The organism is Streptomyces echinoruber (assembly GCF_014651135.1).
Classification (GTDB): Bacteria; Actinomycetota; Actinomycetes; order Streptomycetales; family Streptomycetaceae; genus Streptomyces; species Streptomyces echinoruber.
Genome location: NZ_BMWH01000006.1, coordinates 102268 through 115770, shown reverse-complemented (window position 1 = coordinate 115770; position 13503 = coordinate 102268). Strand labels below are relative to the sequence as shown.

At 73.0% G+C, this 13503-nt stretch carries 17 protein-coding genes; 8 read left to right on the top strand and 9 right to left on the bottom strand.

What is annotated here, in order from left to right; genetic code table 11:
* Window positions 1-228 precede the first annotated feature (228 nt).
* Window positions 229-1221 carry an ArsR/SmtB family transcription factor gene (locus IE225_RS10930; protein WP_190057223.1) on the bottom strand — a complete coding sequence of 331 codons (993 nt, stop codon included), beginning with the start codon at window positions 1219-1221 and terminating at the stop codon, window positions 229-231.
* Window positions 1222-1415: 194 nt separating this feature from the next.
* Between IE225_RS10930 and IE225_RS10925 the strand changes: the two genes are divergently transcribed.
* The 4 genes from IE225_RS10925 to IE225_RS10910 all read left to right on the top strand — a co-directional run bounded on the left by IE225_RS10925 (window position 1416) and on the right by IE225_RS10910 (window position 5129).
* Window positions 1416-2675 (top strand): MFS transporter, encoded by a 1260-nt coding sequence (locus IE225_RS10925; RefSeq protein WP_190057222.1) that lies wholly within the window; start codon window positions 1416-1418, stop codon window positions 2673-2675.
* A 302-nt stretch (window positions 2676-2977) separates the two neighbouring features.
* Window positions 2978-4015 carry a permease gene (locus IE225_RS10920; protein WP_190057221.1) on the top strand — a complete coding sequence of 346 codons (1038 nt, stop codon included), beginning with the start codon at window positions 2978-2980 and terminating at the stop codon, window positions 4013-4015.
* Window positions 4012-4824: a TIGR03943 family putative permease subunit gene (locus tag IE225_RS10915; RefSeq protein WP_190057220.1), complete on the top strand. Its 813-nt coding sequence runs from the start codon at window positions 4012-4014 to the stop codon at window positions 4822-4824. Before IE225_RS10920 ends, IE225_RS10915 begins: the two co-directional genes overlap by 4 nt.
* Window positions 4825-4910: 86 nt before the next feature.
* On the top strand, window positions 4911-5129 hold the full coding sequence (locus IE225_RS10910; RefSeq protein WP_190057219.1) for a hypothetical protein: 219 nt from the start codon (window positions 4911-4913) through the stop codon (window positions 5127-5129).
* A 135-nt stretch (window positions 5130-5264) separates the two neighbouring features.
* Here IE225_RS10910 and IE225_RS10905 read toward each other — a convergent pair whose 3' ends face one another.
* Entirely contained in the window at window positions 5265-5987 is a 723-nt protein-coding gene (locus IE225_RS10905) for a hypothetical protein (RefSeq protein WP_190057218.1), read from the bottom strand.
* Window positions 5988-6390: 403 nt separating this feature from the next.
* Between IE225_RS10905 and IE225_RS10900 the strand changes: the two genes are divergently transcribed.
* The gene (locus tag IE225_RS10900; protein WP_229879420.1) at window positions 6391-8037 is read left to right on the top strand and encodes a M6 family metalloprotease domain-containing protein; all 1647 of its coding nucleotides are present in this window, start codon (window positions 6391-6393) and stop codon (window positions 8035-8037) included.
* Between the two features lie 9 nt (window positions 8038-8046).
* Window positions 8047-8355 (top strand): hypothetical protein, encoded by a 309-nt coding sequence (locus IE225_RS10895; protein ID WP_190057217.1) that lies wholly within the window; start codon window positions 8047-8049, stop codon window positions 8353-8355.
* Between the two features lie 65 nt (window positions 8356-8420).
* Here IE225_RS10895 and IE225_RS33985 read toward each other — a convergent pair whose 3' ends face one another.
* On the bottom strand, window positions 8421-8576 hold the full coding sequence (locus IE225_RS33985) for a hypothetical protein (RefSeq protein WP_190057216.1): 156 nt from the start codon (window positions 8574-8576) through the stop codon (window positions 8421-8423).
* A gap of 66 nt (window positions 8577-8642) precedes the next feature.
* Between IE225_RS33985 and IE225_RS33980 the strand changes: the two genes are divergently transcribed.
* Window positions 8643-8768 carry a hypothetical protein gene (locus IE225_RS33980; protein ID WP_373303163.1) on the top strand — a complete coding sequence of 42 codons (126 nt, stop codon included), beginning with the start codon at window positions 8643-8645 and terminating at the stop codon, window positions 8766-8768.
* Between the two features lie 180 nt (window positions 8769-8948).
* On the opposite strand, the gene IE225_RS10885 is transcribed toward IE225_RS33980, so the two are convergent.
* The 6 genes from IE225_RS10885 to IE225_RS10860 all read right to left on the bottom strand — a co-directional run bounded on the left by IE225_RS10885 (window position 8949) and on the right by IE225_RS10860 (window position 12817).
* Window positions 8949-9530 carry a DUF3618 domain-containing protein gene (locus IE225_RS10885; protein ID WP_190057215.1) on the bottom strand — a complete coding sequence of 194 codons (582 nt, stop codon included), beginning with the start codon at window positions 9528-9530 and terminating at the stop codon, window positions 8949-8951.
* On the bottom strand, window positions 9527-9898 hold the full coding sequence (locus IE225_RS10880; protein WP_190057359.1) for a phage holin family protein: 372 nt from the start codon (window positions 9896-9898) through the stop codon (window positions 9527-9529). The genes IE225_RS10885 and IE225_RS10880 overlap by 4 nt, the downstream gene beginning before the upstream one ends.
* A 189-nt stretch (window positions 9899-10087) precedes the next feature.
* On the bottom strand, window positions 10088-10387 hold the full coding sequence (locus tag IE225_RS10875; RefSeq protein WP_190057214.1) for a hypothetical protein: 300 nt from the start codon (window positions 10385-10387) through the stop codon (window positions 10088-10090).
* Window positions 10388-10596: 209 nt separating this feature from the next.
* A complete protein-coding gene (locus IE225_RS10870; RefSeq protein ID WP_190057213.1) occupies window positions 10597-11157 on the bottom strand; it encodes a phosphatase PAP2 family protein in 561 nt (186 codons plus the stop codon).
* 63 nt (window positions 11158-11220) lie between these two features.
* Window positions 11221-12222, bottom strand: coding sequence for a YihY/virulence factor BrkB family protein (locus tag IE225_RS10865; RefSeq protein ID WP_229879419.1), 1002 nt, complete (start codon window positions 12220-12222; stop codon window positions 11221-11223).
* A gap of 229 nt (window positions 12223-12451) precedes the next feature.
* Window positions 12452-12817, bottom strand: coding sequence for an STAS domain-containing protein (locus tag IE225_RS10860; RefSeq protein ID WP_190057211.1), 366 nt, complete (start codon window positions 12815-12817; stop codon window positions 12452-12454).
* 169 nt (window positions 12818-12986) lie between these two features.
* On the opposite strand from IE225_RS10860, the gene IE225_RS10855 reads away from it, so the two are divergent.
* Window positions 12987-13448: an ATP-binding protein gene (locus tag IE225_RS10855; protein WP_190057210.1), complete on the top strand. Its 462-nt coding sequence runs from the start codon at window positions 12987-12989 to the stop codon at window positions 13446-13448.
* The last annotated feature ends 55 nt before the right edge of the window (window positions 13449-13503 follow it).

Genomic DNA, 13503 nt, shown 5'->3' with positions numbered 1-13503 from the left:
GGCTGCGGCCCTTCCCCGTCCTCCGCCCTCCGTTCCCTGTCCTCCCGGCCCGCACGGGCCGCCGGCCGGCCCGCCCGCACGTCCGCCTCCGTTCCCGCCTCCGTTTCCGCCGCCGCCTCCGTTCCCGTCGCCGTCGCCGGCGTCGGCGCCGAGGTCGCGATGTCCGTGGCGCCAAGTGCCGGAGTGTCCTGGAGGTCAGATGGAGGTCAGATGGAGGTCAGGTGGGAGTCAGGGCCCGTCGTCCCCGGCCGCCAGCCGGTCGCCGAGCGGGCTGCGCCGGTACAGCACGTGCCGGCCGTCGCGGGCCCGGGTGACCAGGCCCGCGGCGTGCAGCACCCTCAGGTGCTGGGAGACCGCGCTCGGGGTCACGCCGAGCCGCCGGGCGAGTTCCACGGTGGGCAGCGGGTCGGCGAGCATCCGCAGCAGGGTGGTGCGGGGCGCGCCGAGCAGGGCGGCGAGCGCGGGCGCGCCGGTCGGGGGCGCCGGTTCCCACAGGGTGGCGGCGCCCCTGCCGGGATAGGCCAGCGACGGCGGTTCCTCGGCGCTGACCGGGGGCGCGGGCTGGTGCGCGAACAGGGACGGCACCAGGCGCAGGCCCCGGCCGGCGGCCTGGACGCGGTGGCGCCCGATCATCCGCGCGATGTCCAGGACGCCGTCGTCGCGCCAGCGCAGGTGGGGGTGCAGCTCGGTGAACAGGCGGTGCGGGCCGCCGGTGGCCAACTGCCGGGCGCGGTAGGTGACGTCGGCCTCCAGCACCAGCCGCATCCGCGGCCACAGCGGCGCCAGGGCCGTCTCCCAGTAGCGGCGCAGCAGCGCCACCAGCTCCTCCAACAGCTCGGCGACCGGCGCGTCACCGGGCGCGGTCACCGCGCGCAGGGCCGGCGGCAGCGGGGCGGGCGCGTGCGCCGCCGCCAGGTCGCGGCGCACGATCTCCGGGGGTGTGGCGCGTACGGCGGCCAGCTCCTCCTCCAGTGTCGGCGCGGCGCTCACCGGTCGCGGGGTGAGGAAGTCGGGCAGGGTGAGGGCGTCGCCGACGAGGGCGGCGAGCAGCCGGGCGTCGGCCGGATCCAGCCGCCGCAGTACGTCGGCGCGCCACCGCGCGTGCAGCGGGAACAGGCCGGGGGCGCGCAGGACGCGCAGGGCCACGACGGCCTCGTGCAGCGGGGAGACGGCGAACCAGGTGTCCGCGAGGTCCTCCACCCCCAGCACGAAACTGATCATCCGATTCCTCCCCCTCTCCCCCGCTTCCCGCGCCCGCCGCCTCGATGCGGCACGGGTGCCGGACCTCCGCGCAGCAGGGATGCCGGACCTCAGTGCAGCAGGGATGCCGGACCTCGGTGCGGCACGGGCCTGAATCCTTGTAGCACGGGGCTAAATCCTTTGGCCGCGCCGGTGCGCGCGGCCACTCTCGGCGCATGACCCGCCCTCTTCCCTCGCATCACGTCGCGTTCCCGTCCGCGGGTTCCTCCCGCGTGGTCCTGCTGCTGGCGCTCGCCTGCGGCGTCGCCGTCGGCAACGTCTACTTCCCGCAGGCGGTCGGCCCGCTGGTGGCATCGGGCCTCGGCGTCTCCCCCGGTGCGGCCGCGACGGTCGTCACCGCGACGCAGTTCGGCTACGCGGCCGGGATCTTCCTGCTGGTCCCGCTCGGCGACCGGATCCCGTACCGCCGGCTGATGGTGACGCTGCTCACGGCGACCGGGGCGGGACTGCTGGCGGCGAGTGCCGCGCCGGGCCTGGTACCGCTGGCCGGGGCGAGCGCCCTGGTCGGGGTGACGACCGTGGCGGCTCCTCTGGCCGGCCCGCTGGCCGCCTCGCTGGTGCCCGCCGAACGCCGCGGCGCCGCCGGCGGCCTGCTGCTCAGCGGGTCCCTGGCGGGCATGCTGCTGTCGCGCACCGCCGGCGGGGCCCTCGGCGACGCGCTCGGCTGGCGGGCGCCGTACGTCCTGGCGGCGGTCCTCTCCCTGACGGTCGCCGGCTGCCTGGCCCGCGCCCTGCCGGCGACCGCGCCGCCCTCGTCCGCGCCCTGGCCGGTGCTGCTCGCCGAGCCGTTGCGGCTGCTGCGCACCGAGCCGGAACTGCGCCGCTCCTGCCTCTACCAGGCCCTGGTCTTCGCCGGCTTCTCCGCGGTGTGGACCACCGTCGCGCTGCTGCTGACCGGCCCGGTGTACGGCCTGAGTGCCCGCGCGGCCGGCCTGCTCGCCCTCGTGAACGCGGTGACGATGCTGTGCACCCCCGTCGCGGGACGGCTGGTGGACCGGCGCGGCCCGGATCCGGTCAACCTCGTGTGCTTCCTGATCGTCCTGGCCTCGTCGGCGGCGCTGGCCTGCGGCGCCCGGGGCGGCGCGGCCGGCCTGGCGGCCCTGGTCGCGGGCACGCTGCTGCTGGACGTCGGGATGCAGTCGGGCATGGTCGCCAACCAGGTGCGGTTCTACGCCCTGCGCGCCGAGGTCCGCAGCCGGCTGACCACCGCGTACATGACGTGCGCGTATCTCGGCGGCAGCGCGGGCTCGTGGCTGGGCACGCGCGCGTACGCCGGCTCCGGCTGGCCGGGGGTGTGCGCGCTGACGGCCGTGCTGACCGGCGCGGCGCTGGTCCGCCACCTCGCCCTCCGGCGCGGGCACGGGCGGGCGGTGAGCGGCACCGGTCCCCGCCGAAGGACACCGAGCCGCCGGTAGGCGCCCCGGCCACGGCGACCCGGACGGTGACCCGGCCGCGGCGACCCGGCCACGGTGACCCGGCCGCGGCGACCCGGCCACGGCGGGGTGGCCGTTGCGGGGCGGCCGTTGCGGGGCGGCTGTGACGGGCCCGGGGCGGGTGCCACGGGGACGTCCGTGGTGATCGCCGCGATGGCCGCCGGGGCCGGTGCCGGGCTGGTGATCGCCGCGATGGCCGCCGGGGCCGGTGCCGGGCTTTCGCCGGTGCCCGCTAGGGTCGGTGCGACAACCGACGGCTGGGACGCGGGGGGCGCGGAGCGGGTATGCAGGAGACACACGAGCGGGTCGAGGAGGCGGGGGCGGAAGCGGTGGCCGCCGCGCCCGCCGATGACGCGCCGGGGCGGGAGCGGGCGCGGTCGTGGCTGCTGGTGGCGCTGGCGGCGGTGGTCCTGCTCGACCTGGCGCTGTTCGTGGGCCGGGGATGGCTGGAGGAACCGGCCGTGCGGGCGTGGCGGACGGTGTGCCTGGCCGTCACCGTGCAGGCGATGCCGTTCCTGCTGCTGGGCACGGCCCTGTCCGGAGCGATCAACGCGTTCGTGCCGACCCGGGTGTTCCAGCGGCTGCTGCCGAGGCGGGCGGTGCTCGCGGTGCCGGTCGCGGGGGTCGCCGGGGTGGTGCTGCCGGGATGCGAGTGCGCGTCGGTGCCGGTCGCGAACAGCCTGATCGCCCGGGGCGTCACCCCGGCCGCCGCGTTCGCGTTCCTGCTGTCGGCGCCCGCCGTCAACCCGGTCGTGCTCACCGCCACGGCCGTCGCCTTCCCCGGCAGCCCGGCGATGGTGGCCGCCCGGCTGCTGGCCTCGCTCGCCACCGCGGCCGTCATGGGCTGGCTGTGGCTGTGGCTCGGGCGCCCGCAGTGGCTGCGGCCGGCCGTACGGCACACCGGGCACCGGCCCGGGCACAGCCGCCTGCGGGAGTTCCGGGACGGCTTCCAGCACGACTTCCTGCACGCCGGGGGCTTCCTGGTGGTGGGCGCCATGGCGGCGGCCACCTTCAACGTGGCCGTGCCGCAGAGCGTGCTGGAGACGTTCTCCGGCTCGCCGTGGCTGTCGGTGCTCTTCCTCGCCGCGCTGGCCGTCGTGCTCGCGGTGTGCTCGGAGGCCGACGCGTTCGTCGCGGCCTCGCTGTCCGGTTTCTCGCCCGTGGCGCGGCTGGCGTTCCTGGTCGTGGGACCCATGGTCGACGTGAAGCTGATCGCGCTGCAGGCGGGCACCTTCGGCCGGGCCTTCGCGGTACGGTTCAGCGCGGCGACGGCGGTCGTGGCGGTGGTGTGCAGCGTGCTGATCGGAGGGGTGCTGCTGTGAGACGACCGGCGCAGGCGATCCTGCTCCTCCTGGCCGGCCTCGGGCTGCTGCACGCCTCCCTGTGGACGGACCTGTGCCTGCGGTACGTCAAGGAGGGGATGCGGCCGCTGCTCGTCGCCTCCGGCGCGCTGCTGCTCCTGCTGGGCGCGGCGGAGGCGTGGTCGTCGTTTCGCCGGCGGACGCCGGAGGGGCGCGACGGCCAGGACCACGGGGACGAGCACGGGCACGAGCACGGACATGACCACGGGCACGAGCACGGACATGACCACGGGCACGGACATGATCATGCGGGGGTGCCCCGGGTGGCGTGGCTGCTGTTGCTGCCCGTGCTGAGCCTGCTGCTGTACGCCCCGCCGGCCCTCGGCTCCTACACCGCCTCCCGCGCCGCGCCCGAGACCGTCTCGCGGCAGGAGCACTTCGATCCGCTGCCTTCGACCTCGCCGCTGCCCCTCACCCTCACCGACTTCACCCGCCGCGTGCAGCAGGACCGCGGGCAGGCCATCAGGGGCCGCACCGTGCGGATGACCGGCTTCGTCACGCCCGTCCGGCGGGGCGGCGGGGCCGGCTGGTACCTGACCCGCATCGTCATCTCCTGCTGCGCGGCCGACGCCCGGTCCGTCCGGGTGCGCGTGTACGGTGCCGCGGCCCCGCCCGCCGACACCTGGGTGACCGTCACCGGCACCTGGCATCCCGGCGGGCGGCTGGGCACGTCCTCCGCGCCGGTCGCGGTCGACGCGCACAGCGTGGTGAAGGCGCCGCGCCCGGTGAACGCGTACACGGACGCGCTGCCCCTGCCGACGACGAGGTGACCGCGGGCGGCGAACCGGGCCCGGCGCAGGCAGGCGCCCGTCGCGACGGCCAGGGCGGCCGTGCCGTAGGCCCACGCCCGGCGGCGATGCAGGCGATGCACTGGTCGGTGGCCCGGATCGTGCTCCGCAACGGCCTGGCCGACGTCGCCGACATCACCGGCGAGCACGTCGCCGAGGCCGCCGTGGACAACACCGATCGCACATACGCACCCCTGGTGCTGCCCCAAAGTCACGTGACCGCCTTTCAGGCCGAGGCCGGCGCCTATTCCTCGCCCCCTCAGTGGCCGTCTTCAACGAGCAGGTAAACGACGTACTCGCCCGTCTGAACGACAAAGGCTGGAGACCTGGCAACGAGGCCGCGAGTCGACTGTCTTTCCTGGAGTTCCTCGTAATCGGCCGGATCGCAGCCCGCAACCCGGCCGATTACGCCCCTTGTGGATTCAGATGAACACGGACACCACTTTGGCGATGGCCGTTCCGGCCGCCACGAGCTTGACTATGTCATCGAGGAATACAGAAAAGTCTGCATTGACTCGAGCTTCCCAGTGGTAGTTCCAATGGGTCCACAAGGCGGGCCACCCCTCGGCCAGAGCCGGCAGGATTTCCGACTTGCCCCAGTCGTCGTCCCGGGATCCGGGTTCGAATGTACCGTGAACTCGGCCGGTGTGGGCGAAGGTGTACACGACGGCCGGGACATTCGAATCCCGCACGGCCCACACGAAAGATGTGTCGTAGCTGATGGCTCCGGACACATGGAAATGCCCACTGCAGTTGTAGGCTCCGTTGGAGTACAGCACGAGATTCGAGTATCCGCCCACCGCGACACCGGAAGGGAAACCGAAGTAGCCTGTGTCCCAAGGACCAAGCTGCTGGGCGGCGGCTGTCTCCACCGGGTAGGTCGCAGGCGTCTGCACGGCATCTGCGAAACGGTTCGCGAGACTTGGGCGGCCGTCCGCGAAGGACTCCGGGCTTTCGACGCTGAGGCCCACCGCAGCACGGGTATGCGTGGCGGCTTCGTAGTCTTCGAGCATCTTCGCCACTCTGGTCGTCTCCGTTGAGCTCAGCCCTGGCATCTGAGCCGCAGCGCGAGCATTCTTGGCGGCTTCGTGGTCTTCGAGCGTCTTCGCCGCTCTGGTGGTCTCCGTTGAACTCTCGACTGACATCTGAGCCTCCTCCCTCCTTCGACTCTCACTCTCTATCACTCTCCATCAAAACGCTTCCGATAGATCAAGTAAACCCCGGGATTTAGTGGAATCATGAATCAACCCTCTTGCCTACTGCAACTTCGTTGCGTTTGACGGAGACACCAGAAGGCAAAATGTTGAACGAGACAACGTAACCCTTGAGGGCCGACGATCGGCGAAGACAGTCGATCAAGCTCAGGAGTCCCATTGCGGGAAAAGTCTGTCATCACTCGGACGTTCGAGGCCGCCGGGGGTGTACACCAATCCCACACGACGGGAAACCGGCACAGGTGATCGTGTTGCAGGCGTCATACATGTGTGGGTCACTGGCGTAGAAAGCAACCAAACACCCCTTGCGGGAAGCTTGCGGGAAGGATTTGACATGGTTGACTCTTCTACGGTGCAGGGCTCCGCAGTCGCCGTGTGGTCGGAATTCTGCGCCGTCGCCCCCAGTCCGGAGCTGCGCGGCAGAATGCTGCAGGAACTGGAGCGGCTCCGCACCGCATCGGACCTGACGCAGGCCTTCCAGCCTGGTGGCACCCCCCGCTTGCCCGGTCTCGACGACGGCACCATCATCCCGGCCTCCGAGTACCCGCCGGGCACCCCGCACGAGGCCATCCGTACTGCGGCCGCCGCCCGCGCCCCGCTGACCGGCACGGTCCGGGTCGCCGTCGTCCTGGCGGACTTCCCGGACAAGCCGATGACCGCGGACAAGGAACACTTCGAGAAGCTGTTCTTCTCCCTCGGCGAGCTCCCGCACGGCAGCGTCCGGGATTACTACCGCGAAGTGACGCACGGTCTGGTGGACATCGTCGGCGAGGTCATCGGCCCGGTCCGGCTGCCGCAGAAGCTCTCCTGGTACGCCAACGGCAACTTCGGCATCGGCCGCCCGACGGGGAAGCCGCGCGCGCAGATCATGGCCCGGGACGCCGCCGTCAGCGCCGACCCGCTCATCAACTACGCGCCGTACGACAACGACGGCAACGGCTTTGTCGACGCCTTCATCGTTCTGCACTCCGGCCCGGGGGGCGAAGCCACCGGCAACCCGGAAGACATCTGGTCGCACAAGTGGGTCCTGCCGAACGCGTACAACGCCGACGGCGCCCGGATCTACGGTTACCTCACGGTTCCCGAGGACGCCAAGATCGGTGTCTGTGCCCACGAGCTGGGGCACCTGCTGTTCGGCTTCCCCGACCTGTACGACGTCGACGGATCGTCGGAAGGGGTCGGCGACTGGTGCCTGATGGGCGGCGGTTCATGGGGCGGCGACGGTGACATCCCGACGCATCCGTCGGCGTGGTGCAAGATCCAGCAGGGCTGGGCCAAGCCCATCAACGTCACGAGCGACGGGATGCTGTCCATCCCCGACGTCAAGAGCAGCTTCGAGGTGCATCGGCTGTGGACGGACGGCCTGCCGGGGAACGAGTACTTCCTGGTGGAGAACCGCCAGCAGACCGGGTACGACAGCTCCTTGCCCGGCCCGGGCCTGCTGATCTGGCACATCGACGAGGGCCAGTCGGACAACACGAACGAGAACCACTACATGGTGGGCCTGGTCCAGGCGGACAACCAGCGCGACCTGGAAGGGGCGGTGAACCGTGGTGACGACGGCGACGTCTACCCCGGGAGCACCGGCAACAGCTCGTTCAGCCCCTCGAGCAAACCCAGCTCCCAGTCGTACGCCGGGGCTGCGACCGGTGTCTCCCTCACGGACATCTCGGCGCCCGGCGCCACGATGACCGCCACGGTGTCGGTCTCGGCGGCCGGTGCCGTGCGCGCGCCTGCCGCTGCCGCTGCCGTGGCCAGGCGCGAGGCGGAGGACGTACCCGGGCTGGTCAAGATGATCCACGATCTCCAGGACCGGCTCGCCACTCTGGAGCAGGCCGTGGCGCCCTGGGCCGGCGCCGAGGCGTTCCTTGAACAGAGCCTGCGGTCCGAGCTCAGAGGTGCGGCGGGCGGCTCGCTGCCTCTGGCCAAGGCAGGCGACGCGCACGGCATGCCCCGGTACGAAGGCCCGTCCCGCCGATGACCGCCGGCCATGGTGCAGGCAGTCGACAACCGCACTGATCTGACCACGCGGCTGGTCAGGGCAGAACCCCATCCGCGGCTCGCGGGCTGGGACCAGGCGGAAGTGGACGTACTCGACGCCGAGCCGGTGGCCGGCTACGCCGACCTGCTGTCGAGGAACGTCGGGCAGCGCCTGCTGCTCGCCGTGCCCAGCGGGCTCCTGGCGGAGGCGGTGCCCGGGTCCACCATCCGTGCGAGGGCCAGACTGGCCGCCTCTGGTGAGGCGATGGCCGAGAAGAGGCCCGCTCCGGGCACCTTCACCGTCGAACCGCCGAGGTGAGCCGGATGGGCGAACGAGGGGGCCGACCCTTGGGCCGGCCCCCTCACTCCTGCGGCGTCGCCGGGTCACCAGTGCGCGGCGGCGGCCGGCACCTTCCGCAGCGCGGTCCATGACAGGCCCGAGCAGGTGTCACTGGCCGCGATGCTCGCCGGGACGCCGCTGGTGTCCTGGGCGATGCTGCTGTCCGACCACGACCTGTGGGTCGTCCTGTGGGTCGTCACGATGTGTGCTCCGGTGTACTCCATGGCGGCGGTCGTCTCGCTCGCCGTGGCGCCGTCTCGCTCGCCGTGGCGCTCCTCCTGGGGCGCGCGGTGGTGCGGGGCGGCCGGGCCCCGGCCGAGGCCACCCGCGCCCTCGCCGAGGACGGCCGCTTCACCCGGCCCGCCACCGCACCCACCGCCGAACTGGCCTAACTCAGCCGCGAGTTGGCCGCCACCAGCGCCAGGTTCGCCGTGGAGCCGGTGCCGGTCGAGGCCGACGGCCGCGAGATGTCCCGCGTGCCGGCCAACCTGCTGGTCAACGCCATCCGCCGGAACCCGGCCTCGGCCCTGTCGGCATCCGCCCGGATCAGTCCTGTCGGTGTCCGCCCCGGTTCAGCTCTGCCGGCGCCGGAACACCAGCCACGCCAGGACGAGCGCGCCCGCCGCGGACAGCAGCGCGGTGCGGTTGTCCCGGGCCAGCCGCGCTCCCCGGGCGGTCTTCTCACGGACCGGCTCGGGCGCCTTCTCCTCCCACAGCCGCCCGGCCTGCGCCGCCTTGGCGCGGGCCTGCCCGGCGGCCCGGGCGGCCTTGTCCCGGACCGGATCGGGCAGTTTCTCCTGCACCCGGGAGGCGGTTCCGGCGGCCCTGGCCCGGAACTCTCCGGCCTTGGCCACCGCCTGTTCCCTCACCACTCCGGCCTTGGCCACCGCCTGCTGCTTCACTTCTCCGGCCTTCACCATCGCCTGCTGCCTGACCTCGCCCGTCTTCACCACCGTCTGCTCCTTCACCTCTCCCGCCTTGGCCATCGCCTGCCGCCTGACCTCGGCTGCCTTCTCCCGGGCGCGGGCCTTGACGTCGGCCCTGGCGGCGAGCGCGTCGACGGTCTCCCCGAGTTCGGCCCGGGTGCGCTCGACCTGCTCGCGCAGTTCCTCCGGGCTCGCGGCGATCGCCCGGCCGTTGATCGGTTCGCTCATCGGTGCGCGCTCTCCTTGATCTCGGCCACGTCGGCCTTGACGTTCTCGATGGTCCGCTCGGGTGCCGGGGGCGCGGCCCGGCTCACCTGCTTCCTGCCGCCGAGGGCCATCACCGCGGCGATCACGCCCAGCACCGCGGTGACGATCAGTGCCGCCGCCCACACCGGCAGCGGTACCGCCAGGGCCGCGATCGCGGTGGCGACCAGCGCCTGCAGCATCAGGAAGCCGACGATGCCGGCCCCGCCGAACAGTCCGCCGCCCTTGCCGTAGCGCTTGCCCTTCTCCTTCATCTCCGCCTGCGCCAGGCGGAGTTCGCCTCGTACCAGCTCCGTCAGCTGTTGCGAGGCCCGCCGCACCAGCTCACTCACCGGCTCCTGCCCGGACCCGGTGCCCGGGCCGGAGGCGGTGGTGTGCGGTTGCGTGCTCGACACGGCGCTCACCTCTCGTCGATCGTGGGTCTCTTACGGGGTCTCCGCGCATGCGGTCCGGCCGCCCCGGTGTGCGCGAGTACCCCGGTCGCCACAGTTCAGGACCGCCGTCGCGGCCGCGCGGCGGGATCACGCGACGGGCGCCACCGGCAGGTTCGACGCGGACGCGAACCGCAGCGGATGCAGCCGGCTCCAGTACTGCCGCAGGACCTCCTCCGGCGTGCCGGCGGGCGGGACCGTCCGGTCACGGAAGGCGAAGTGCAGCTCATCGACCCGGTCCGGTCCCGCTGCACGCGGCCGGAGGTGCGGTTCCGGGTCGCGGCGCGCGCGTCGGCGTGCGACGGCCAGCACGCCCGTGGCGGCGACGACGGCTCCCGTGGCCGCCGCGGCGGCGATGGCGAGCGCGTCGCGCGGTGTGGTCGGCTGCATGGCAGTCCCCCAGCATGAGCGAACCCCTGTGGTCTGCCCCCCGTGTCTCCCGTCCGGCGGACTTCATGCCCGCCGGACGGGAGACATCGCCCGGACGGGACGCACCACCCGGCCAAGACGCACCACCCGGATGAGACGCACCGCTCGGAGCAAGACGCACCACCCGGATGAGACGCACCGCTCGGACGGGGCGCACCGTCCGGGCGGAGTCAGGGACCCGGCTTCAGCCGGCGCCGCAGCACCAGCCGCGGCAGGCGTCTCGCCAGCCACGCGCCGGCCAGGCCGACGACCGCGCCGCCGGCGACGTCGCTCGGGTAGTGGGCGCCGGACTGCACCCGCTCGACGGCCACCATGGCGGCCGGAACCGCGCAGACGGCGCCGACCGCGGGCCACACCGGGGCGACGGCGGCGGTGAAGGCGACCGCGGCCGCGGTGTGCCCGGACGGGAAGGAGGGGGAGTCGGGACGGTCCTCGACCTCGTCGTGCGGCACCCACTCCTTGGGCGGCCGCGGCCGGCGGGCGAGCTGCTTGCACAGGCCGTTGCCCAGGAGCTGCGCCACCGCCAGCGCCGCCAGGCCTGCGGCGGCGGCCCGGCGCCCGCGCCACCCGCCGAACGCGGCCAGCGCCGCGGCGGTTCCGCACCACAGCTTGCTGCCCTCCGCGGCCTCCTCCACCGCCGACAGCACCCGGCCGACGTCCGGCGGCACCCGGGATCCCGCCCGCTGTGTCAGCACCCGGTCGACTTCTCTTACTCCTGCCTGCACTTTCATGCATCGCAGGTATCCGGCATCCGGCGGCGCACACCGACCGGGCGGGTTCCCGGGTGGTGGTGGTCAGCTCTCCCCGCCCAGCCGGCGCAGGTCGTCCTCGTCCCACTTCCTGGTGTCGCGGGGCCGGGTGTAGGGCTCGGCCCCGGGCGGGTAGCCGCCGGCGACGGCCCGCTGGCGGATGGTCTCGGCGTCGAACTCCAGGCCCAGCAGGATCGCCAGGTTGCTGATCCACAGCCACACCAGGAAGACGATGACGCCGGCCATCGTGCCGTAGGTCTTGTTGTACGACGCGAAGTTGGCCACGTAGAACGCGAACCCGGCCGAGGCGATCAGCCAGATCACCAGCGCCAGGAAACTGCCCGGGGTGATCCACCGAAAGCCCCGCACCCGGGCGTTGGGGCTGGCCCAGTACAAAATCGCGATCATCATCGTGACCAGCACCACCAGCACCGGCCACTTGGCGATCGACCACACCGTCAGCGCGCTGTCCCCGATCCCCAGCGCCCGCCCGGCCTGCCGGGCGATGCCGCCGGTGAACACCACGATGAGCGAACTGACCACCGCCAGCACCATCAGCACGACCGTCAGCCCGATCCGCACCGGCAGCACCTTCCACGCCGGCCGGCCCTCCGGCACGTCGTAGACGGCGTTGGCGGTGCGGATGAACGCGGCCACATAGCCGGAGGCCGACCACACCGCCAGCACGATGCCCACCACCGCCATCACCGAGCCGGTGCCGGCGTTGCCCTGCAGCTGCTGCACCGCCCGGGTGATGATGGTGCGCGCCGAACCGGGCGTGAGCCGTTGGAGAGTGTCCAGCACCTCGCTGGTGGCCGACTTCCCGGCGATGCCCAGCAGGCTCACCAGCACCAGCAGCGCCGGGAACAGCGACAGCACCCCGTAGTACGTCAGCGCCGCCGCCCGGTCGGTCAGCTCGTCGTCCTTGAACTCGCGCAGACTGCCCTTCAGCACCGCACGCCACGCGTCCTTGGGCAGCTTCGTCGGCGCCCCCGGCGCCCGCCGCTCCACCTCCGGACCGGGCCCGACCTCCTCCGGCCCCGGCACCTGCCGTTCCCGGTCTTCGTCCCGTTCCCGGTCTTCGTCCCGTCCCCGGTCCTCGTCCCGTCCCCGGTCCTCGTCGTCTCTGCGGGCGGTCTCGGTCCCCGGGGGAGGATCGGACCGGCGCCCCGGGAGATGCGGAAGCTGCGGAAGATGAAGTCTGGCCATGCTCCCCGAGTAACCGTCGGCCATGCGGCTACTCCCCCGGGTGCGCGGGGAGCCGCGGGGTGCCGGGTCAGGTGTCGAGGGCCTGCCGCAGGGTGGGGTAGCAGTCGATGACGGCGTCCACGCCGACGATGCGCAGGGTGCGCAGCACGGAATCGGTGGGGGCGGCCAGACGCAGCCAGCCGTGCGCGTCGCGGGCGGCGTTGTGCGCGGCGACGAGGATGTTGATGCCGCTGGAGTCCATGAACGTCACCCCGCTGAGGTCCACCACGATCCGCGGGGCGGGACCGCCGCCGGGCAGGGCGAGGGCCGTACGCAGGGGGTCGCCGGTGTGGTGGTCGATCTCGCCGCGCACGGTGACGACGCCGACGCCGTCGACAGAGGCACGGGTGATCGTCAGCCGGTCCGGTCCTGCTGCTCCGCGATTGTCTGCCACACTTCCCTCAGCAAGCTCGTGTACTCCAGCCGGTGGATTCGCCGGGGGCCTGACCGGATACTACGGGGACGCGGTTCGCATGGCTCCGCCAACCGGGGGCACACAGGGCGTGCACGGGGCGCTTGCGGGCAGGCGCGGGCGCGTGAGCGGGGCAGTGAAGGCGGTGCGGATGGAACCAGTCCCTCTGGGGGAGGGCCCCATAGCGCCGAACCCCGAGCGCTTCCAGGTGTCCGCGGCGCTGGACGGCGGCGGGGCGTGCATCGCCCGCGCCCGGCACCTCGCGGCGGAGTTCCTCACCCGGCTGAGGGACGAGCACGGTGTCCCGGTCTCGGCGCGCGCTCTGGACCTCACGCAACTGGTGGTCAGTGAACTGGTCACCAACGCCCGCAAGTACGCCCCCGGCCCGGTCCTGCTCGACCTGCGTGTCGTCGGCACGGCGGTGGAGGTGGCGGTCTGGGACAGCGATCCGGTGCTGCCGGTGGCCCGGACGGCCGATCCCAAGCGGGTGGGCCAGCACGGGCTGGAGATCGTGATGGCCGTCGCCGAGGGCTTCGAGGCCCGCCGGGAGCCGGTCGGCAAGCGCATCACCGCCCGCATCGCGCTGCGGGACGGGAAGGGCGGCGAGGGATAGACGGGACGGGGCAGCGGACTCCCACTCCCCCGGGACCGGTCCGCCCGCCCCACTC